The organism is Aminobacterium sp. MB27-C1 (genome assembly GCF_030908405.1).
GTDB lineage: Bacteria > Synergistota > Synergistia > Synergistales > Aminobacteriaceae > Aminobacterium.
In genome coordinates this window covers 42,890-63,153 of sequence record NZ_CP133089.1, presented here as the reverse complement: position 1 = coordinate 63,153, position 20,264 = coordinate 42,890, and the positions used below count along the sequence as shown (strand labels likewise).

The 20,264-nt window shown below is 43.1% G+C and carries 17 protein-coding genes; 7 read left to right on the top strand and 10 right to left on the bottom strand.

What is annotated here, in order from left to right; translation table 11 throughout:
* Positions 1 to 44: 44 nt before the first annotated feature.
* On the bottom strand, positions 45 to 638 hold the full coding sequence (locus RBH88_RS00315) for a hypothetical protein (RefSeq protein ID WP_213695198.1): 594 nt from the start codon (positions 636 to 638) through the stop codon (positions 45 to 47).
* A gap of 155 nt (positions 639 to 793) precedes the next feature.
* On the opposite strand from RBH88_RS00315, the gene RBH88_RS00310 reads away from it, so the two are divergent.
* Positions 794 to 1,978 carry an NADP-dependent malic enzyme gene (locus RBH88_RS00310; protein WP_307879731.1) on the top strand — a complete coding sequence of 395 codons (1,185 nt, stop codon included), beginning with the start codon at positions 794 to 796 and terminating at the stop codon, positions 1,976 to 1,978.
* 55 nt (positions 1,979 to 2,033) lie between these two features.
* Here RBH88_RS00310 and RBH88_RS00305 read toward each other — a convergent pair whose 3' ends face one another.
* On the bottom strand, positions 2,034 to 3,518 hold the full coding sequence (locus tag RBH88_RS00305) for an AMP-binding protein (protein WP_213691391.1): 1,485 nt from the start codon (positions 3,516 to 3,518) through the stop codon (positions 2,034 to 2,036).
* Positions 3,519 to 3,636: 118 nt separating this feature from the next.
* Between RBH88_RS00305 and RBH88_RS00300 the strand changes: the two genes are divergently transcribed.
* Together RBH88_RS00300 and larC are read left to right on the top strand one after the other, a co-directional pair.
* Complete coding sequence (locus RBH88_RS00300) at positions 3,637 to 4,485, top strand: asparagine synthase-related protein (RefSeq protein ID WP_213691392.1); 849 nt, start codon at positions 3,637 to 3,639, stop codon at positions 4,483 to 4,485.
* The gene (larC, locus tag RBH88_RS00295; RefSeq protein WP_213691393.1) at positions 4,482 to 5,735 is read left to right on the top strand and encodes a nickel pincer cofactor biosynthesis protein LarC; all 1,254 of its coding nucleotides are present in this window, start codon (positions 4,482 to 4,484) and stop codon (positions 5,733 to 5,735) included. The genes RBH88_RS00300 and larC overlap by 4 nt, the downstream gene beginning before the upstream one ends.
* A gap of 97 nt (positions 5,736 to 5,832) precedes the next feature.
* Here larC and RBH88_RS00290 read toward each other — a convergent pair whose 3' ends face one another.
* Genes RBH88_RS00290 through RBH88_RS00280 form a run of 3 tightly spaced genes read right to left on the bottom strand, consistent with a single transcriptional unit; the run spans position 5,833 to position 9,412 of the window.
* Positions 5,833 to 6,966 (bottom strand): alanine racemase, encoded by a 1,134-nt coding sequence (locus RBH88_RS00290; protein WP_213691394.1) that lies wholly within the window; start codon positions 6,964 to 6,966, stop codon positions 5,833 to 5,835.
* A 45-nt stretch (positions 6,967 to 7,011) separates the two neighbouring features.
* Positions 7,012 to 8,211 carry a M20 family metallopeptidase gene (locus tag RBH88_RS00285; protein WP_307879730.1) on the bottom strand — a complete coding sequence of 400 codons (1,200 nt, stop codon included), beginning with the start codon at positions 8,209 to 8,211 and terminating at the stop codon, positions 7,012 to 7,014.
* Between the two features lie 19 nt (positions 8,212 to 8,230).
* The gene (locus RBH88_RS00280) at positions 8,231 to 9,412 is read right to left on the bottom strand and encodes a hypothetical protein (RefSeq protein ID WP_213691396.1); all 1,182 of its coding nucleotides are present in this window, start codon (positions 9,410 to 9,412) and stop codon (positions 8,231 to 8,233) included.
* Positions 9,413 to 9,725: 313 nt separating this feature from the next.
* Between RBH88_RS00280 and RBH88_RS00275 the strand changes: the two genes are divergently transcribed.
* The 3 genes from RBH88_RS00275 (at position 9,726) to RBH88_RS00265 (ending at position 12,236) form a co-directional block, all read left to right on the top strand.
* Complete coding sequence (locus RBH88_RS00275) at positions 9,726 to 9,950, top strand: DUF3343 domain-containing protein (RefSeq protein ID WP_213691397.1); 225 nt, start codon at positions 9,726 to 9,728, stop codon at positions 9,948 to 9,950.
* Between the two features lie 76 nt (positions 9,951 to 10,026).
* On the top strand, positions 10,027 to 11,712 hold the full coding sequence (locus RBH88_RS00270; RefSeq protein ID WP_213695609.1) for an FAD-dependent oxidoreductase: 1,686 nt from the start codon (positions 10,027 to 10,029) through the stop codon (positions 11,710 to 11,712).
* A gap of 104 nt (positions 11,713 to 11,816) precedes the next feature.
* Positions 11,817 to 12,236, top strand: coding sequence for a hypothetical protein (locus RBH88_RS00265; protein ID WP_307879729.1), 420 nt, complete (start codon positions 11,817 to 11,819; stop codon positions 12,234 to 12,236).
* A gap of 53 nt (positions 12,237 to 12,289) precedes the next feature.
* Here RBH88_RS00265 and RBH88_RS00260 read toward each other — a convergent pair whose 3' ends face one another.
* The 5 genes from RBH88_RS00260 to dnaK form a co-directional block, all read right to left on the bottom strand.
* The gene (locus tag RBH88_RS00260; RefSeq protein ID WP_213701564.1) at positions 12,290 to 13,636 is read right to left on the bottom strand and encodes an FAD-dependent oxidoreductase; all 1,347 of its coding nucleotides are present in this window, start codon (positions 13,634 to 13,636) and stop codon (positions 12,290 to 12,292) included.
* Positions 13,637 to 13,650: 14 nt separating this feature from the next.
* Positions 13,651 to 14,949: an MFS transporter gene (locus tag RBH88_RS00255; protein ID WP_307879728.1), complete on the bottom strand. Its 1,299-nt coding sequence runs from the start codon at positions 14,947 to 14,949 to the stop codon at positions 13,651 to 13,653.
* Positions 14,950 to 14,966: 17 nt separating this feature from the next.
* The gene (gene pepV / locus RBH88_RS00250) at positions 14,967 to 16,358 is read right to left on the bottom strand and encodes a dipeptidase PepV (protein ID WP_213701565.1); all 1,392 of its coding nucleotides are present in this window, start codon (positions 16,356 to 16,358) and stop codon (positions 14,967 to 14,969) included.
* A gap of 31 nt (positions 16,359 to 16,389) precedes the next feature.
* Positions 16,390 to 17,274 (bottom strand): DUF2156 domain-containing protein, encoded by an 885-nt coding sequence (locus RBH88_RS00245; protein WP_213691402.1) that lies wholly within the window; start codon positions 17,272 to 17,274, stop codon positions 16,390 to 16,392.
* Positions 17,275 to 17,381: 107 nt separating this feature from the next.
* The gene (dnaK, locus tag RBH88_RS00240; protein ID WP_307879727.1) at positions 17,382 to 19,265 is read right to left on the bottom strand and encodes a molecular chaperone DnaK; all 1,884 of its coding nucleotides are present in this window, start codon (positions 19,263 to 19,265) and stop codon (positions 17,382 to 17,384) included.
* Between the two features lie 210 nt (positions 19,266 to 19,475).
* Between dnaK and RBH88_RS00235 the strand changes: the two genes are divergently transcribed.
* The gene (locus RBH88_RS00235; protein ID WP_307879726.1) at positions 19,476 to 20,252 is read left to right on the top strand and encodes a hypothetical protein; all 777 of its coding nucleotides are present in this window, start codon (positions 19,476 to 19,478) and stop codon (positions 20,250 to 20,252) included.
* Positions 20,253 to 20,264: the final 12 nt, after the last annotated feature.

Genomic DNA, 20,264 nt, shown 5'->3' with positions numbered 1-20,264 from the left:
CTATTATCTTTAACAGACTCCGAACCGGAGTCTTCTTTTCTTTATCAAGAACGTCGTATCTCTACTTGTCCTTCTCTGGGGAGAATGGGCAGACTATAATTTTCTAAAAAGGACTCAATTTTATCAGGAGCTATAAACGCACTGCCGCCTCTCCATTCAACATATACCCAATGATCAGGAGTTCCCCGTAAAATCTGATTCCCTTTATACCAACCTTGTTTTTCCATCTCCTCTGTAAACTTTTGAGAACTTTCAATCACATTATGCGCTTCTGTGGGCCAATAGCCGTCATCTCCCCACATATAATTCCGGCTTTCAAAAAACCATGCAGATTTTTTATATTCCACGTAGGTAAAAGTATCAGGAACAAGATTATCTTCTATGTAGAGGAAACTATGTCTGGCTTCTGAGCGAGTTCCCTTAGCCGAATAGGTCAACTTCTGACGAAGACCTTGAGGGAAAGAACTCTCATCTTCCTCAATAAAAAATGTCAATGGAGTATTAGGAGTTTGAAGCGATTCAGGAATCTCTATTTTTTCTGTTTGTTCTGACGATTGTGCCCAAGAAGCAAATGGCAAGAAAAAGAATACACAGCAAACACAACAAACAGACAACAGATGAAGGAGCCTTTTTACCATCAATATCACCTCTTTATAAATATTTTCTGACGAAAGAACGGTAAGACGTGTAGAATATCAGGATAAAGAAATTTTTCACGCCGTATGATAATTTAGACATTCATTATTGCAAATTTAACAAGAACTATTATGTATTATAAATGAGGAGGATTTTTATGCGCAAAGAGGAAATTTACGCTAAAGCACTATCTGCCCATCAGGAATCCAAAGGGAAAGTTGCCATTACGAGCAAGCTTCCCGTAGAGAGCATGGCCGATCTGGCCATTGCCTATACTCCAGGAGTTGCCGAACCTTGCCGTGAAATAGAAAGGAATCCTGAAGCCGTCTATGACGTTACGTCAAAAGGGAATATGGTTGCCGTCGTTACCGATGGTTCTGCCGTTCTCGGACTCGGCGATATCGGACCTGAAGCAGCATTGCCCGTTATGGAGGGAAAAGCTGTTCTTTTCAAACGTTTTGCCGGAGTCGATGCCTTTCCTATCTGCATCAAATCACAGGACCCTGACGAAATTGTTCGGACTACAGCTCTTATTACACCAGCATTCGGTGGCATCAACCTTGAAGATATCTCTGCTCCTCGGTGTTTCGAGATTGAGCGACGCTTAAAAGAGATCTGCGATATCCCCGTTTTTCACGATGATCAGCATGGAACAGCCGTTATCGTTCTCGCCGGTCTCCTCAATGCCTTTAGATTGGTGAAGAAAAAGATAGAAGATGTGAAAATTGTTATGAGTGGTGCCGGAGCGGCGGGAATGGCTATTTGTCGTTTCCTTCTTTCTGCCGGGGCTGTGAATGTTATTTTGTGTGACCGTAGCGGCGCCATTTATGATGGCCGTCCGGAGCATATGAACTGGGCCAAGGAAGAGATCGCCAAAGAGACCAACCCCAACAAAGAGAAAGGTTCTCTTGCAGATGTTTTGAAAGGAGCCGACGTATTTCTCGGCATATCCGCGCCTGGAGTTCTCACCACTGACATGGTAAAGACAATGGGCAAAGATGCCATTATCTTTGCTATGGCCAATCCTACGCCTGAAATTTATCCTGATGAAGCTCAGGCTGGCGGTGCTGCTGTTATTGCTACAGGGAGAAGCGATTTCCCGAACCAGATCAACAACTGTCTTGGTTTCCCTGGCATTTTCAGAGGCACTCTTGATGTTCGCGCAAGCACAATCAACGAAGAGATGAAACTTGCTGCCAGTAAGGCTATCGCTGAGCTCATTTCTGATGATGAACTCACAGCTGAAAGAATTATTCCCGAAGCTCTCGATCCTCGCGTTGCTCCGGCTGTTGCCAAAGCTGTCGCAGAGGCAGCCAGAAAAACAGGTGTAGCTCGTATTTAATACTCATAAAGAGACATATAAAGAGGGAAAGGCATTTTGCTTTTCCCTCTTTATATTATTCTTCTTGTTGTTCTCTCAATTTTCGCTTTAAGACTTTACCTACACTTGAAAGTGGAAGTTCTCGAACAAAACGTATCTTTCGAGGAATTTTATAATAGGCCAATTGTTCCTTACAAAATGAAGTAAGTTCTGCAGAAGAAAGACCGCTATTTTCCTCTCTAATAACAAAAGCAACCGGGATTTCACCACTTACAGAGTGCCTTTCTCCAATAACAGCGGCTTCTTTCACATCAGGATGACGCTTGATAACACGCTCAATTTCCTGAGGAAAGACATTGAAACCACTAACGATAAGCATATCGCTCACCCTGTCGAGAATAGTAATGAAACCATCTTCATCAAGGTTAACCATGTCTCCTGTGTTAAACCAGCCATCGGAAAAACGTTGTTCAGTCAGAGTTGGGGCTTTTAAGTATCCCGAAGTTACTGATGGTCCTTTAACCCAAAGAACACCTTCCGAACCTTTGGGAAGAGAATGCCCTTCTTCATCTCGTACATCGAGAGAGTAACCAGGCAGAGCCGGCCCTACCGTTCCTTCTTTTCTCATAGAGTCGTTAGGGTTGCACGAAACCACTGGAGAACACTCGGTGAGCCCATAACCTTGATAAATAATAACGCCAAAGGTATCGCGAACACGTTGTTCCAATTCTGGTTCCAGAGCTCCACCGCCTGTCAGTATATATTGGAGAGATGATGGTAAAATTTCTCCTCTGCTGACTGCCCCCAAAAGAAAAGGCAACATGGATGGAACTGCAATAAGAACGTTTGTTTCAGATTCACGAAGAGCATTGAAAAAGTTACGCACAGGCATAAATGAAGAGACAATAACTTCTTTAAGTCCCCATAATATAGGGAGCAAACCACAAATGGTATATCCCAATGAGTGGAAATTAGGTAATACGTTTAATAAAACCTTTCCCTGCTCAAAACCTTCTATTGTTGTCTGGACTTTCGATGTATTGTCATAAAGATTAGCATGGGTAAGAGGAACAGCTTTCGGATCGCCAGTCGTACCTGATGTGGCAAAAATTACGGCAATGTCAGAGTCACCCTTTTCAATATGTTTGCCTTCAAGAGAAGGAATCACCCCATCAAGGGAAGCAACTGTCCAAGGGTACGAAGAGAGGGCAAGGGCCTCGGCAATCACACCTGTATCACTTGCTGTTACAGCCCCCCAGGGTCGTATATGATCAAGCATAGCGAGAACTGAATCTTTTCCCGTGCGACTGTTTAATGGAACGATCGTTCCGCCAAGCACCCATACGGCTAGAGAAAGATAAAGGACGAGGGGTGAGTTAGGAAGAAAAACAACAAGGCGATCTCCTGCTGTAAATCCTTTTTCTTCCAGGTTTTTTTTGCATAACTGTACTGCATTCAAAATAGCATCTCCTGTTATCCAGGAGCCATTCCACCAAAGAATTCCACTTTCTCTATCCTTTTCTAAATGGGCTAAAGCAATTTCTTCTAAGCGTTTTGTCATACGAGCCCCTTCTTTCCCTATCAAATGGTAATAGAATACCACGGATGGAAAATGTGGTGAACCAGAGCAATATAAAATGATACAATCATGGATGTTTGAAAGAGAGCAGGTGAGAGAGTTGAGTTATACCATCTTAAAAAGATATTTTCCCGAGAGTGTGCTAAAAAAGCTGAAACAGTCTCAACGATGCGTTGTTTCCTTTTCTGGCGGAGTTGACAGCACTGTAATTGTAGCTGCAATGGCCTCTATTCTTTCTCCTAAAGAAGTTCATGCCGTCATGTTCCGATCCTTTTTACATTTTCCCGAAGAGATGGAACGAGGACGATTATACTGTTTGGGTCTTGGCACAACCCTTCATCAAATTCCTGGTCCTGAAATTGATGTACTTGAGGTTATGAATAATAGCAGAGCTCGTTGTGGCTTTTGCAAAGAAGCCCGTGCAAGAGAACTTCTTGATTTCGCCAAAAAGCTTGATGCTGACCTTGTTTTAGAGGGCTCAAACGCTGACGATCTTAAGGATTCTACTCGTCTGGGAACAAAAGTGCTTCAAAAAATGCCTGAAATTTACTCACCTCTTGCAAAGGCTGACCTTTCTAAAAATGAAGTTCGGATGCTCGCGAAAGAATTGGGAATAACATGGTGGAACGAAGCAGCTACAGCGTGTCTTGCCACTCGATTTCCTGAGGGGCACCGTCTTTCCGCTGTGGAATGTTCGAAGGTCGCAAGATCTGAATGGGCCCTACGTCAGGCAGGCTTACCCCAAGTTCGTGTTCGGGTGTTCGGAGAAATGGCGTGTGTACAAGTACCCGTTCCTCTCTTGAAAGAAGCTCTTGCCAAAAGAGAAGAGATTCTGGGGATAATAACTCAAGAAGGATACAACCACGTTATGCTCGATCTTCAGGGGTATGAATGGGGCAGAAAGTGGATCAAAGAAAAAGAAATCGCAGGAAGGACGGACTCTGAATGAAAATTCTTTATCTGGATTGCTTTTCCGGTATCTCCGGAGATATGTTTCTTGGGGCTCTTCTTGATTTAGGACTCGACAGAAACGAGTTTCTCAGAAAAATGGAGACAATTCAAATGTTTCCGGGGCATCACCATCACCATGATCATGACCACCATCATCATCACGATGTTGTCGGCTACGAAATTCATATAGAAGACGCTGTGAAAAAAGGATTTTCAGGTGTTAATGTTACTGTTACCACAGCAGAAGAGCATCCACACAGAGGTTTATCTGATGTCTGCGCCATTATAGATAATAGTGGACTTTCTGACGATGTAAAAGAGAAGAGCAAGCTCGCCTTCAAAGTACTTGCTGAAGCAGAAGGGAAAGTTCATGGGCTTCCTCCTGAAGAAATACATTTTCACGAAGTAGGAGCTGTTGACTCTATCATTGATATTGTCGGAGCTTTTGTTCTTATGGAAATGCTTTCACCAGATATTGTTATCTCGTCTCCCCTTAACGTTGGGAGCGGAACAGTGCAGTGTGCTCACGGCATTCTTCCCGTACCAGCGCCTGCCACTGAAAACCTACTCTGTGGAATACCTATTTATTCCGCAGGAACCCCCATGGAACGAGTTACTCCCACTGGCGCACTTCTGGTAAAAACATTTGTTAGTCGTTTTGGGACGTTACCCGAAGGAACGATGCTCAAAAATGGACGTGGACTGGGTGATAGAGACAGCGATATTCCAAACTTTTTACGAGTATCCCTTCTAAAGGGAATGGAGGGAAAAGACTGTGCTTCAAAAGGGGGGAAAGAGCCCTTTCTTCGAGACACAGGCATTGTTCTGGAAACAAATATTGATGATATGAATCCTCAATACTACGAACCTGTAATGGAACGTCTCTTTGCTGCAGGGGCTATGGATGTCTGGCTTGATCCCATTATTATGAAAAAAGGACGTCCGGCCATTAGGCTTTGCTGTCTTATTCCTTCTTCTCTTGAAGAAAAAGCTGCGGAAATCATCTTGAAGGGAACGACAACGTTAGGCCTTCGTCGTTACACCGTAGATCGGATAAAGCTTCACCACCACATTACTCCTATAGAGACAGCCTTTGGTCTTGTCCGCATAAAAGAAGCTTGGTGGGGAGACGAAAGACTTCGCCTGAATCCAGAATACGATGACCTTAAACGAATTTCAAAAGAAACGGGTATTCCTCTACACAGTTTGCGAGAAGAGATACTAAAGCAAATTGGAGAAATACACTAAAAGAGACGCGTTAAAAAGAAAAGCCCTTCCCTAGAGAAAATCAGCATGGAGAAGGGCTTTCACTTTTCTTTGTTCTGTCATTATTACACTTCTTTTTTTATCGAGACATTCCTCTGGCCAAAATTTCGTACTCTTCTGCTACTTCGCCATTCCTCACCCCATAAATAACCGAATATAGATTACATGTAGGGCAGGCATGGTTAGGTATTATTTCCACTTTATCCCCGATTTCAAAAGACATATCGTGAGGGGGCGTAAAGAGAGCGTGTTCGTCTGACAAACTCTGCAATGTAACAGATGGACGATTCTTCAACACGCCAAACCCGTGGCTTGATGTCATTCCTCCATGATGAGTGTAGTATGTAAGAGCTTTTGTTCCAGCATCAAGTACAACTCTATCAGGAGCAGGACGACTTATTACCGTAGCAAGAACAGAGAGCGCGCAATGGTCATAGGTTCCAAGAATTCCTGCCTGATCAGCGTCTAAGAATATATACGTACCCGGCCTGATTTCGGTAACTCCCGCCAAAATCTCTGAAACGAGAAGAGAGGGCGTAGATCCTATACTGACAACTTCTACGGGAATACCCACACTCCTAATGTACTCTGCCGTTTCAAGCATTTGACTTTGACTTTGTTGAGAAATTGCCCTGATCGCAGATAATGACTCGGCATTATAACTTTGACCGTCATGGGTAAAAATTCCCATCAATGTAACGGAATCCCTATAACGAATAAGCTTTGCCAATTCAAGGGCTGTCTCTTTTGAAAAAACACCGGTACGATGATATCCAGTATCTATGTCTATCATGACATTGAGGGGATGAGGTTCCCCGTCAAAGGTTTCTGCAAGCATCTTAATATGTTCAGCGCTATCGACACCAACAGCAAGATTTGTTTTACGAGCCAAAGCGAGAAGACGATCCATCTTTATATCTCCAACAATTTCGTTAGCAATAAAAATGTCAGTTATCCCCGCAGCAGCCATAACTTCAGCCTCTCCAAGTTTGGCCACTGTAATTCCCTTCGCTCCAGCAATCAGTTGCTTTTTGGCAATATCTGGCGTTCTGTGTGTCTTTATATGAGGACGGAGAGAGACACCGGCATTTTGCGCTTTTTGTTGCATCCAGTGAAGGTTTCTCTCCATAACATCAAGATCTACAAGAAGCGATGGCGTATCAATATCCATAACCTGACAACCTCTGAACGGTTCATGAAGACACCTCATCATATTTTCCACCTCATCTTTCTTCAAAAAGCGTTTCTCTAATCCCCTCTACTTTTTGAAGGTCTCAAGAAAATGACAGGCAAAAGACGATAATAACGCAACTCCATTAACTAAAACTTCGTCATTCGTTCGGAACTTCGGATTATGATGCTGCGCCTCTGTCCCTTTTTCCGAGTCCCCCATTCCAAGGAAGAACATGACTCCGGGAACCTCTTCCTGGTAGAAACTGAAATCTTCTGATCCCATAACTATGGGAAGTTCTTCAAGAGCCTCTTCCCCCATTATTTTTCCTGTGACACCTTTAAGGATGTTTACCATTGCTTCATCATTCACAGTTACAGGGTAGACAGGGATAAAATCTACTTTAACCTCGCAACGAAGAGCAGAAGCAATTCCTTCTGCAATTCGGCGTATCCGGTCGCCCATACTTGCTCTGATCTCAGGATTTGTTGTACGAACGTTCCCCTGAATATAAGCTGTTTCAGGAATAATGTTGGGAGCACTTCCCGATTCGACTTTTCCTACGCTTAACACTACAGTTTCCAGAGGATCTATTTCTCGACTCACCACTGTCTGAGCTGTTGTAATAATGGTAGCAGCAGCGATAGTCGGATCAATAGCTTCATGAGGCCGTGAGCCGTGTCCTCCCCGTCCTTTAACTTCTATTTCCCAAATATCGGCAGAGGCCATCATTGCTCCACTACGAAAACCAACCTTTCCCGCTTCAAGAGTGCTCCAAACGTGAAGACCGCAAATACCATCGACACCGTCAAGAACCCCTTCCTCTCGAAGCTGCTTTGCTCCAGAGCGCACTCCAGATTCTTCTGCTGGCTGGAAAATAAGTCGAACTCGACCTGGCAACTCGTTCTTTAAAGAGGCAAGTACATTGGCAACCCCTAAAAGGATAGCGGCATGAGCATCGTGTCCGCATGCATGCATAACTCCATCACACGTAGATTTCCATGGATCGTCAACAGCTTCCTTAAGAGGCAATGCGTCTATATCTGCTCGAAGAGCAATCATGGGGCCATCTTCTTTTCCTGTAAGATCTGCGGTTACACCTGACCCTGTACCACCAAAACCACGGCGGATATTCTCATAGCCCAATTCACGCAAAACAGATTCAATCTTTTTTGAAGTCTCTTCTTCTTTCCATGACAGCTCTGGGTGAGCATGAAAATCATGACGAAACTCTATAACTTTCTGCTCTATCTCAGAGGCTAAAGCACATACTTTTTCTTTATTCACCGTTATAGCTCCTTTCAAATTAAAGAAGTTTCACCAAGAATCCCGCAAGGAATACTGAAGCGATGGTCACTGTCGTAAAACCAGAGACAAGCATTTTAGGAAGAATACCTGTCAAAATATATTCTCTCTCCTCTGGTGTTTCTCCTACGGCGTTAGCTACTTCCTGTGAAACAATAAAAGTTCCGGGGAAGCCAAAAAGGCAGCAAACACCAACGGCAAGACACATTTCCCATGTATACCCCAAAAGTTTGGATGCTGCAAACGAAACAATAATAATTCCGACAAGGGCAATAACAAAGGCAATGGCTATAGGCGTAATTAATGAAGCAACCATTTGAGGAGTTGCTTTGCTTAGGCTCATAAAAATGGGAACTAAAAGGGCAAAAAGAGCGAGTCCGGTAGCATTCGCCTTATCGAGAATCTTATGCTCAAGAAAACCGATTTCGTAAAAAATAATGCCGAAAATAAGAGCCATAACAAATTGATTGATCACACCGCCGAGAGCCTTGGCACATATGACAGCAAGCCAGCCTGCAAGCATTGCTTTCATGATGAGAATAAAAGGTGTCTGTAAGTTTTTCGGAGTAGCAGGGAATAACCTCCATGTCGGCTCTTCGGGGTTACTTTTTGCCTTGCCTTCCTTATCACCAGCAAAGGCTTCTCCATTTATGAAACGCTGGCGTAAACGTCGACCTTCTCTGGAAAGACAGACAGAAGCGATGGGAAGTCCTACAAAATTCTGAAGGACAAGAAGCAACGTTATAAAAACGAGAACGGTTTCAAGACCTTTCGCTTTAGCAGCTTCGCTCATAATAAGGGTAGCGACAACACCTCCAGAAATTGGTCCTGCTGCAGTTACTGCAAATTGTTTTCCTATTATAGGCGATCCAATGACAAAAAGAGCAATAGCTGCAGCTACAATAGCAGCAAGAGCAATGATAACAGTTTTCCATTCATCCTTAAGATCACGAAGTTTCATTAATGTTCCCATATGGATCATCAACGTAGGAATAAGGGCCAAGGCAAACTTAACAATAACGGCATCTTCAAAGAGAGTTTTAGGAATGCCAAACCAAAATCCCACCATAAAAATAATGCCTGACACAAAAAGCATTGAACATATGGCCTTTGTTTTTTGAGCGACAAAATCGCCTATAGCGTAGACCAACGCTATGACCAGAAGTGCTGTTACTGAATTCATAGAGACTCCTCCTTAAAAGTATAAGTTATTAAAGAAAAAAAAAGCCAGGGCCCCCGCCTTTGGGGGTCCTGGCCTAGAAGCGCAAACAGTACCTGCGCCAGTGGCTAGAAAGCCCCCTCGCTTCGGTACCAAAATCCAAAAAAGAAAGAAATTGCCTTCCTATTTATAAAATCAAAATGTATCATCAAAATATCGAACCTCTTTTGAAAAGTTTCTCTTTTCTTACCACGATTCTTTCATGCCGTCAAGAATTCCTTTTCATGATATTCTCTATAACATAGTTTTTATACCGAATTGAGGAGGATTTATTCTTATGAAATGTCTTGCAACATTCTACGTAACAAGTATGGCTCTTATGTTTGAAAAACTATGCCGAAAGGAAGGAATGGACGTAAAAATCGTTCCCGTTCCTCGTAAAATTTCAGCAAGTTGCGGCCTGGCATGCAGCTATCCTTGCGATAAAGAGGAAACTGTACGTGCCCTTTGTGATAAGAAAAAAATCGAAGTTGCCGGTTTTCATACTATGGAAGAAGAATAACCCCCTAGACAAAACCTCCATCCTGTATAACAATGAGGAGATAATACACGGTGGGGTATAAAAGGGAGGGAATCGCGTGTCTAAAAAAATAGTTATCGTAGGTGGCGTCGCGTGCGGTGCAAAGACAGCCGCTCGTCTTATGAGAATCGATCCTGATGCAGACGTTACAATGATCGAAAAAGGTGATTTTCTAAGTTATGCAGGATGTGGATTACCGTATTACGTTGGAGACGTCGTAAAAGACTATAAGGAATTAACGTCTACGCCTATCGGCGTTGTACGCGACGCAGGATTTTTCCGAAAGGTTAAGCACGTTGATGTTCTCGTTCGCCATATGGCTACACGCATTGATCGCGAAAATAAAAAAGTAGCTGTTACTGACCTGAATTCCGGGGAAGAAAAAAAGCTCTCTTATGACACTCTAGTGCTGGCCACAGGAGCAAGCCCCATAAGACCCCCCATTCAAGGTGCTGATCTGGAACAAGTTTTTACCCTTTGGAACATGCCAGACGCCCTGGCCATGAAAGCAGCAATTGACAGCGGATCTATTAAAAGTGCTGTCGTCATCGGTGGTGGGCTTATTGGGATGGAAGTTGTAGAAGCACTTCATAACAGAGGAATTCACGTATCTGTTATCGACGTTCTGAAAACCCCCCTACCAGCGATGCTGAATGAAGATTTCGGTCACCTTATGATGAAAGTTCTCGCACAAAAGAACATTGATTTTTATGGTGGAGAACGAGTAACTGAAATTATGGGGGAAGGTGGCGTTGTTACGGGAGTTAAAACCGATCAGCGCATCATTGATGCAGATATGGTTTTAATGGCCATTGGCGTTCGTCCTAACACTCTTATGGCTAAAGAAGCAGGCCTTGATATAGGAGACCGCGGAGGTATTCTTGTTGATGAACATATGAGAACAAGCGATCCCTATATTTATGCTGGAGGGGATTGCGTTGAGGTACGAAATACATTAACAGGAGCAACAACATGGCAACCTATGGGGTCTGCTGCCAATCGTCATGGTCGGGTAATCGCAGACAATATAGCTGGCATGAATTCAACTTTTAATGGCGTTATCGGTACAGCCGTTATGAAACTCTTTGAATATACAGCAGGAAAAACCGGTTTAAATGAAGCTCAAGCCCGAAAATCCGGATATGATCCAGTAGCAGTTACGGTAGTTGATGCTGATATACCCCACTTCATGCCAGGTGCGAGCATGCTTACTTTCAGACTTGTAGCAGATCGAAAAACACGAAAAGTAATCGGAGGCCAATTTTTTGGTCCGGGAAAAATTGATAAACGTCTTGACGTTTTGGCAGCTGCCGTAACTGGAGAACTTACGGTAGACCAATTAGCAGATACAGATCTTGCTTACGCGCCGCCCTATTCCACGGCTCTCGATCCTCTTACCCATGGCGCAAATGTACTTCGCAACAAACTTGACGGACTTCTCAAAAGTTATAGCCCCTCTCAGTTGCAAGAACGAATGAAAGGATCTTCGACGCCACTTCTTCTCGACGTACGAACAGCACCTGAATTAGAAAGTCAGGGACGCATCCCTTATGAATTCGTTCATATTCCGTTGGGAGCTTTGTGGGATAAAGCTCCAGAGTTGCCAAAAGATCGTGAAATTATTGCTTTCTGTAAAATTTCCGTACGCGGATGGGATGCCTACTCCATTCTCAAACGCCTTGGATTTAAAAACATTGCGATTCTGGAAGGTGGCATTATGGGCTGGCCCTATTCCTTAAACTAGAAGTCGGTAGAAATGCTTAATCATCATTGCATATTCTCACGATACCTAAACTCCCCCAGGGTTTTAAAATATGATTACCAACTGAAAAGGAGGAGTTTTTAACTATGAAGAAGACTATTTTTCTTATTACAATTGTGGCTCTCGTAGCGTTAGCTGGAGCAGCTTGGGCTCATGGAGGGAACTGGAGCAACAGAAGTTTTGGATTTGGTCCCAGCGCTGGTTGCAATATGGGATATTACAATTCGGAGGGACCAGGATACGGCCCTGGGTACGGTCCTAGAGCACATTTCAGGAACTCCGACGGATATCGCTATAATAGAAACGTAAATGTTCCACAAGAGATACAGAATAAGTGGAATGAAATGAGAAGAGCTAGATTGGAAATGCAGCTGGAACTTTCACAGCCTCAGATCAATAGAGAAAAAGCCAGATCTCTTCATGAGAAAATTCTAGGCTTTCGACAGGAAGTTTCTCGCTGGATGTTCAACCAGAGACTTGATGCTACAACTCCACAATCGAATTAAATTTGAAAGAGGGCCTTTAAGGGCCCTCTTTTCTTGCCTGATTACAGTGTATTTTACAATAGCTGACGTGCCGCAATTTGAATAGGATCCCACGGTAGAGAAAAAGGCGGCGCATAGCCTAAGTCCAGATCAATTAGCTGACGAACAGTCATTTGAGCACTAATAGCCGTAGCCACAACGTCTATTCTTTTAGCTGCTCCATGAGCGCCAACAATCTGAGCTCCGAGAACACGCCCACCAGGAACTTCTGCAATCATTTTCACATGAATATCTCCCGCACCGGGATAATATCCTGCTTGAACTTTGCTCTTTATTGTCACCGTTTCGTAATGGAAATCGAGATCTTCAAGTTCCTTTTCAGATAAACCCGTTCTGGCCACTTCGAGATCACAGTGCTTACTTACCGCAGTTCCTACAACTCCTGGGAAATGCTCTTTTCCGCCAGCCATATTTATACCGGCAATTCTGCCCGTCTTATTGGCAACAGATCCTAGGGCCACCCAAAAAGGCTTATTTGTAACGAGATGCCACGTCTGCGCACAATCGCCAGCAGCCCAGATATCCTCGATCTCCGTTTCCATCATTTGGTTTACCAAAATAGAATCCTTCACGCCTAGGGGTAATCCGGCCTCTTTAGCCAATTTAGAGTGCGGACGAACGCCGAGTCCAAGAATAACAATATCAGCAGGAATATTTCGCTGGTCAGTTATAGCAGCCTTAATACGATTATTATTATATTCAATAGCCTTAAGGGTTTCTCCAAGGTAGAGAGATGTTCCTACGTGCTGAATAGCATCGGCAATATGGTCTGCCATATCTATATCGAAAGTATTCATAACCTGAAAAGAACGGTCTACGAGACTAACATTCATACCTCGTCGGCAGAAAGCCTCCGCCATTTCAAGACCAATGTAGCCGCCTCCTACAATTACAGCTTTTTGAGGATTGTTTTCTTCAATAAAACGCTGAAGTCTGAGACCATCCTGCAAGACACTTAACGAAAAAACGCCCTCTCCGTCAATTCCTTCTATGGGGGGACGAATTGGCTCAGCCCCAGTAGCAAAAAGCAGAGAATCAAAAGACTCTGTAAAAAGTTTACCTGTCTGTATATTTAAGACTTCCAGTGTCCGGGCTTTAATATCGACACTAAGAACTTCATGGAAAACAAAGGCTTCAATATTTTTTTTCGCCATGAATTCTTCTGGCGTACGAACAATGAGTTTTGTGTCATTTTCAACAAGCCCGCCTATAAGATATGGCATACCGCATGCTGAATAGGATGTGTGAGGGGAGCGTTCGTATACAACAATTTGAGATTTAGGCTGTAACTTTCGTATTTGTCCTGCTGCTGTCATTCCCGCCGCATCGCCACCGATAATAACGTACTTCTCCCGTTTCACCAGGGCACCTCCTTTTAATCAATAAGATGAAGCTTTTTGTAGACGGGTTCAGCATATTCCCAAAGAACGGGATATTTTTTCCATAACCATCCTCCCATACCAACACATATAAAGCCGCCACATGCCAAAGTAAGAGGAGCATCTATTTTTGAGGCCAACCAACCGGCGAAAAGACTTCCGAAAGGAGCGATTCCCGTTAATGCTACGATGAAGAGACTCATAACGCGCCCCCTCTTATCATCGTCTACAAGTGTTTGAATCAGCGTGTTTCCGGCAACCATAGAAGAGATCATGGTAAACCCTATGCCTGCCATAAGAAGCAAAGAAAAAGGGAACCACCGCGAGAAGGCAAAAAGAGCAACGCATATGCCGAATCCAGACATGGCGAGAGCCATTATTTTTCCTAAACCTACAGGGGTTTTACGAAGAGCAAGCATAAAGGAACCACCCAATGCTCCCATTCCACTTGCAGCTGTAAGAAATCCCAGTGTCTGAGGACCACCTGACAAAATATCCTTAGCAAAAACCGGAAGCAAAACAAGGTAGGGAAGTCCAAAAAAGCTTACGACAACAAGGGCCATCAGCGCAGCACGAATAGGGAAAAAACCCCGAACATAGGCAATCCCTTCGAAAAAATTTTCAAGGAGAGGCCTTTTCTCCGTAAAGGTACGACCTCCACGTTTCAATCTCATCGCAAAAAGAGCCCAAAGTGTCGCACCGTAACTGAAACCATTCATCAAGAAACAAATTCCTTCCCCTACTAACGCTATAACAACACCAGCCAGAGAAGGTCCAAGCAGACGGGCCACATTGAATAAAGACGAATTTAATGCGATGGCATTTCCTAAATCTTGCCTGTCTTCCACCATATGAATAATAAAAGCCTGTCGCGCAGGAATTTCAAAGGCATTTACCACTCCCAACAACACACTGAGAACAATAATATGCCAATAGGTAACTACTCCGGAAAGAGTAAGAATTGCGAGAAGAAAGGCGTGTACCATGCTTAAAATCTGACAAATGATAATGACTCGGCGTAAATCCCAGCCTTCAAGATATACGCCTGCAAAGGAAGCCAGAAAAAAAACAGGAAGCTGTCCAACAAAATCAACGGCACCAAGAAGAAAAACAGAGCTGGTCAATCGATAGACTAACCAGCTCATAGCTACTCTCTGCATCCAGAGGCCAGATAAAGATACGACCTCTCCTCCGAAAAAAAGCCTGTAATTCCTGTGGCGAAGAGCCCTGCTTAATTGTTGTAACCTCTCACAATACAGATCAAACCCTTTCCAACAAGGCCTTTTTTCGTTCATAACGTCTACTCCTTACGTTAACGAGCTAATTCCACCATGGCGTGAGCCATTATTTTTACGTTTTTCACCAAATCTTCAATAGACCAACATTCGTTTTCTTCATGAATCGTATATGTTTGTCCGGGGAAAATTGGCCCAAATGCAACTACGTTTGGCATAGCTTTAGCATACGTTCCACCGCCAATAGCCAATAATTCTGCTTTCAACCCTGTCTGATCCTCATAGACCTTTTTGAGAGTCTGAATCAATTCCGATTCCGGATCAACATAAAGGGGTGCTGCATGTCGAACATCTGCAACCTCTATACCTGCATTTTCCAGTGTTTCCGTAAGAAAGGGCAACACTTCTTCCCGCTTTTTCGTTACGGGATAGCGTAGGTTCAAAGTAAATGAAATGCCTGAATCGTCGCCATGCATGGTTCCAAGACAGACAGTCAATGGCCCAGAAATGCTGTCTTCCATAGCAACTCCCAGCGAAGTCCCATCAGTTTCAAAACCAACAACCTTTTGAAGAGCCTTCACAAAAGATGCTTGTTCTCCACCTAAGTTTACTTTTGACAAAATATCGATAAGACAAAGTAAAGCGTTTACACCAAGTTCAGGAGTGCTCCCATGAGCTGGAAGTCCTTGAATTGCAATATCAAGGGTTCCGCTAGAGCTATCCTCTACAATTTTAAATCCGCTCTTTTCGGGTCCATTCCATGAATCAACAATAGAGGCAAGACGTTTTCTATCCTCAGCCGACGCCTTAAGAAGAACACGAGCAGTAGCAGCCACTACGTTAGGAGCCACTCCTCCCTCTATAGATACTACGCTGACAGCCCCTTCCCCTTTAAAAGGAGCCTTGCATGTTATTGTCAAAACACCCTTCTCGGCATAGATAATCGGATATTCAGCATCTGGAGTAAAACCTGCAGCCGGAAGTTCCTCTGTCTGAACATATCGCTCCATACACTGACTTCCCGACTCTTCATTCGTTCCGAAAATAACTCGAATACGTCGTTTTAAAGGAATACCAAGCTCTTTAATAGCTTTAAGTGCGAAAAGAGCTCCAATAGTCGGCCCCTTATCATCGAGAACGCCACGTCCCCATATTTTTTCATCATGAATATCGCCGCCATATGGAGCGTAGGTCCATCCACTTCCTTCTGGAACAACATCAAGGTGTCCTAAAACAGCAACTATCTCCTCGCCGTCACCCCACTCAGCGTACCCTGCCATATTATCTACGTTCTTCGTTCGGAAACCCATACTTCCCGCTAAATTTAACGCATGGTCGAGAGCACGTTTCACTTCCTGTCCAAAAGGAGCATCTTTCTCTGGTGTTCCTGCAACACTTGGAATGCGAACAGATTCTTGTATAGCTGAAATAAGATCGTCTTTCAGCCCGTCGATGGCTTGGTTGAGCATGTATGTCCCTCCTAGATCGTTTATATATATATTATGCACCCCACGTTACTCGATATTTCTTAAGAAAAGTAGCAGGGTTATACGACATTTTAGCCTTTCTGATGCCTTCGCTTCCCATATCCTGCTCACGGTTGACCCACTCAAAAGAATGGGCGCTCTGATCAAGAAAAATCTGGTTAATCGCCTGATAGACGCCTTTATAATCAGTCATTCCCTTTTCGAAATGAATAACAATTGTTTCGTTATCAATACTCTCGGCCACTGTATAGGCAACCATTTGATCCTTCACAGAGAGAACACCACCTGAAATAGACGGCATTTCTCCCCAATGCTCTAGTACACGGCGAATAGCGCAACTTTCTGCTTTTAACCCTGGAGAATCATCACAATTACGCCACTCACACCATTCTTTTTGTAATTCTATGATATGCCCTATGTTTGCTAGGGTTATTGGGGAATAAGAATAGTCATAGCTACGAATAAATTGTTGCAAAAGATTTTTTTTCTTATGGAAACGATTACCTGAAAGTTCAATAAGATCAGATACTCGATAAATATACTCCCACTCTTCTCGTTCTTCTTCTAATTGTATATCGTCACCCAGACTTTGCTGTAAAATATTTGCCAAATTTTCAGGAACTCTATCAAATACAACACCGTTGGGAAAGAGTTTTGAAAGAACATTTCGCCAGTCTATACTATGCCATGATCCTACAGGAGCCCACTGAATAGATTCTGAAGAAGTAGTTCGAAGCCAGCAAAGATCAGCTTCAAAAGCCCATTCATACTTTCTGTCATTATGCCAGGCCCAAAGATTAATAAAGCTATAATCAGAGGCCTTCTGAGGAGTGAGATTGTATAAATGGAGATAATCATCTCGTCTCTCTAACGTTATAGGTTCAAAAGCAATGGTCACTCGTCTCCCCCCTTCATATATAGGTATTATACCTTTAAGATGTACAAAAAAAGGCCGGTGCTCTTTCACCGGCCCTTCTGAGGCTTACCAAACCTCAACTATATTCCTCAACTGTTACAATCTTGATCGGGATCAGTAAATTCTGCATCGACAACATCTTCCGTTTGTTTGTTCTGATCCTGAGATTCTTGCTTTCCACTTACTGAAGATACAACCTGTAAAACCTGCTGTAATTCTGAAATATTAACTCTCATACTTTCTGCATTTGCTTCAGAATTTTTAAGCAGTTCCTTTGATTCTTCCAGCACGTTACGTGCTCTTGCTTTCTGCGTTTCTTCTAAAACACTCTCTTTGTCCGCCAACTCTTTTTCCAACCTGTAAGCGAGAGTTTCAAGTTCGTTTCTTGCGTCAGCTTTTTCTCGTTTTTTCCTGTCTTCGGCAGAGTGTTCCTGTGCCTCATGTATCATTCGCTCAACTTCACTTTTATCGAGATTGGTAGACCCTGCAATGGTGATCTGTTGAACCTTACCTGTATCTTTATCTTTGGCAGACACCTTGAGAATTCCGTTAGCATCAACATCAAAGGTAACTTCTATCTGAGGAATGCCCCGAGGAGCTTTTCTGATCCCTTCAAGTTTAAAGTTGCCAAGGATTCTATTATCTGCCGCCATTTCCCGCTCTCCCTGAAGAACGACAATATCTACTGCGGGCTGGCTATCTTCCGCTGTCGTAAATATCTCTGTTTTTCTATAGGGAATCGTCGTATTTTTATCTATAATTTTTGTCATTACTCCGCCCATGGTTTCAACGCCAAGAGAAAGAGGAATAACATCAAGCAAAAGGACATCCTTCATTTCGCCCTTTAAAATACCACCCTGTATAGCAGCACCTACAGCTACCACTTCATCGGGATTAACTGACATATTCGGATTTTTTCCACCCGTAAACTTCCTTATAAGAGCCTGTACCGCCGGTATTCGCGTAGAACCACCGACAAGAACAACTTCGTCTATATCTGAAGGAGAAAGTTTTGCCGCTGCTAATGCATCTTGCATCGGCTTAATACAACGTTTTACAAGAAGCTCTGTAAGCTGATCGAATTTGGCCCGTGTAAAGTTCATACTGAGATGTTTAGGGCCCGTGGCGTCAGCTGTTATAAAGGGTAAGCTGATTTCCGTAGATGTTCTACCCGAAAGTTCGCACTTCGCTTTTTCAGCCGCTTCATAAAGCCGTTGCAAGGCCTGCCTGTCGTTTCTTAAATCTATGCCATTTTCTTTCTTAAATTCGTCAGCGATGTAATCAACTACCACCTTATCGAAATCATCACCGCCAAGATGGGTATCTCCAGAGGTAGAGAGGACTTCAACAACCCCTTCCCCTATATCAAGAATAGAGACATCGAAAGTTCCTCCGCCAAGGTCAAAAACTAGAATCTTTTGCTCTTTTTGCTTATCCAGTCCATAGGCTAGGGCAGCCGCCGTAGGTTCGTTAATGATACGAAGTACGTTTAACCCGGCTATTGTTGCGGCATCCTTCGTTGCCTGGCGCTGGGCATCGTTAAAATATGCAGGAATAGTAATAACAACATCTGTGATATTTTCTCCCAGATAGCTACTTGCGTCATTAACCAACTTTTTAAGAATCTGTGCACTTATCTCTTCAGGAGCATATTCCTTACCAAACACTTCAAAACGTACGGCCCTATTCGGACCTTCCTTAACTTTATATGGAACGATTTTCATCTCTGAAGTTACTTCATCAAAAGTTCGTCCAATAAAACGTTTTACAGAAAAAAGAGTGCCATCAGGATTTAAGGTTGCCTGCCTCTTGGCCATTGCTCCTACTAATCGCTCATCGTCTCTCGTATAAGCAACCACCGATGGCGTTGTTCGACTTCCCTCAGCATTTGCAATGACAATAGGAGATCCTCCCTCTACTACAGAAATGACAGAATTGGTCGTTCCAAGATCAATACCGACTGCTTTCTTCATCTAATCATCCCTCCCGGTATTACTGACCTTTGTTGACCAATAAATATTACACTTCTTCCCCCTTTATTGTCAATATTGGTCAAAGCAAATTTTAAAAATAAAACATAAACAAAATATTTTTGTGCTTAATTCTTTCATGTATAATTATCTCATGATTCTGAGAAAAGAGGTGAACGTATGGAGCATGCGCTTAACGAGAGATTCTTTCTAGTGAAAAAAGAAAAGGGAATTCGCAAGAATGTATTATGTACTATGCGATTGCTTGCAGAAAAAGACACACCTTCGGCCCTTGACCTCCATAGAAAAATTACTCTGGAAATTGGCGACGAAAATATTTTTTGTGCAGAGCATACTATTGAAGAAAGTATTCTTGGCAAAGGTTTTGTTATTGGTATTTTCGATAGTGATTATCTTGTTGCGATACGAGCCATCTCTTACGGGGGAAAATATATGGAGGAAGCTCAAAAAGATTTACAACTTCATCCCTCTGAACGAGATCATATTGCCGTAATGGATTTTTGTATAACGGAAAAAGCTTTTCGCGGGAATTACATTCAACATTTTACATTCCTGAAAGCCGAAGAAATCCTCTACCCTGAACGATATCACCTTCATAGTACTATATCTCCTTTGAATATTTTCAGCCTCAGGAATGTACTCCGTTCCGGGTTTTTGATTGTTGATTTAAAAGAAAAATACGGAGGCTATCTTCGTTTTATTCTGCATAAGGACATTCGGACATTACCTCATATATACACTCACGAGCATATTGAAGTTCCTCTCGAAGATTACGATAGCCACCTCGCACTGCTTTCCATGGGATATTATGGGTATGCTATTAAGGGAGGGTATACCGGGTTTTCAATTGTCTACGGAACAAAAGTAGCCATTCGCCAGACAACAGACAACGAAGAAAACGAGGATATAGTTCAACTCATGCAAAAGCGGAAATCTTCTTCTCATAAAATTCTTCCTCAAGATTACTAATGTTTTACATCT

Coding starts and splice junctions, on each gene's coding strand:
- RBH88_RS00290 (WP_213691394.1), bottom strand. CDS start 6,966: ATGATGAGGTGTCTTCATGAACCGTTCAGAGGTTGTCAGGTTATGGAT.
- RBH88_RS00305 (WP_213691391.1), bottom strand. CDS start 3,518: ATGACAAAACGCTTAGAAGAAATTGCTTTAGCCCATTTAGAAAAGGAT.
- pepV (WP_213701565.1), bottom strand. CDS start 16,358: ATGCTCAACCAAGCCATCGACGGGCTGAAAGACGATCTTATTTCAGCT.
- RBH88_RS00265 (WP_307879729.1), top strand. CDS start 11,817: ATGAAGAAGACTATTTTTCTTATTACAATTGTGGCTCTCGTAGCGTTA.
- larC (WP_213691393.1), top strand. CDS start 4,482: ATGAAAATTCTTTATCTGGATTGCTTTTCCGGTATCTCCGGAGATATG.
- RBH88_RS00275 (WP_213691397.1), top strand. CDS start 9,726: ATGAAATGTCTTGCAACATTCTACGTAACAAGTATGGCTCTTATGTTT.
- RBH88_RS00255 (WP_307879728.1), bottom strand. CDS start 14,949: ATGAACGAAAAAAGGCCTTGTTGGAAAGGGTTTGATCTGTATTGTGAG.
- dnaK (WP_307879727.1), bottom strand. CDS start 19,265: ATGAAGAAAGCAGTCGGTATTGATCTTGGAACGACCAATTCTGTCATT.
- RBH88_RS00280 (WP_213691396.1), bottom strand. CDS start 9,412: ATGAATTCAGTAACAGCACTTCTGGTCATAGCGTTGGTCTACGCTATA.
- RBH88_RS00310 (WP_307879731.1), top strand. CDS start 794: ATGCGCAAAGAGGAAATTTACGCTAAAGCACTATCTGCCCATCAGGAA.
- RBH88_RS00315 (WP_213695198.1), bottom strand. CDS start 638: ATGGTAAAAAGGCTCCTTCATCTGTTGTCTGTTTGTTGTGTTTGCTGT.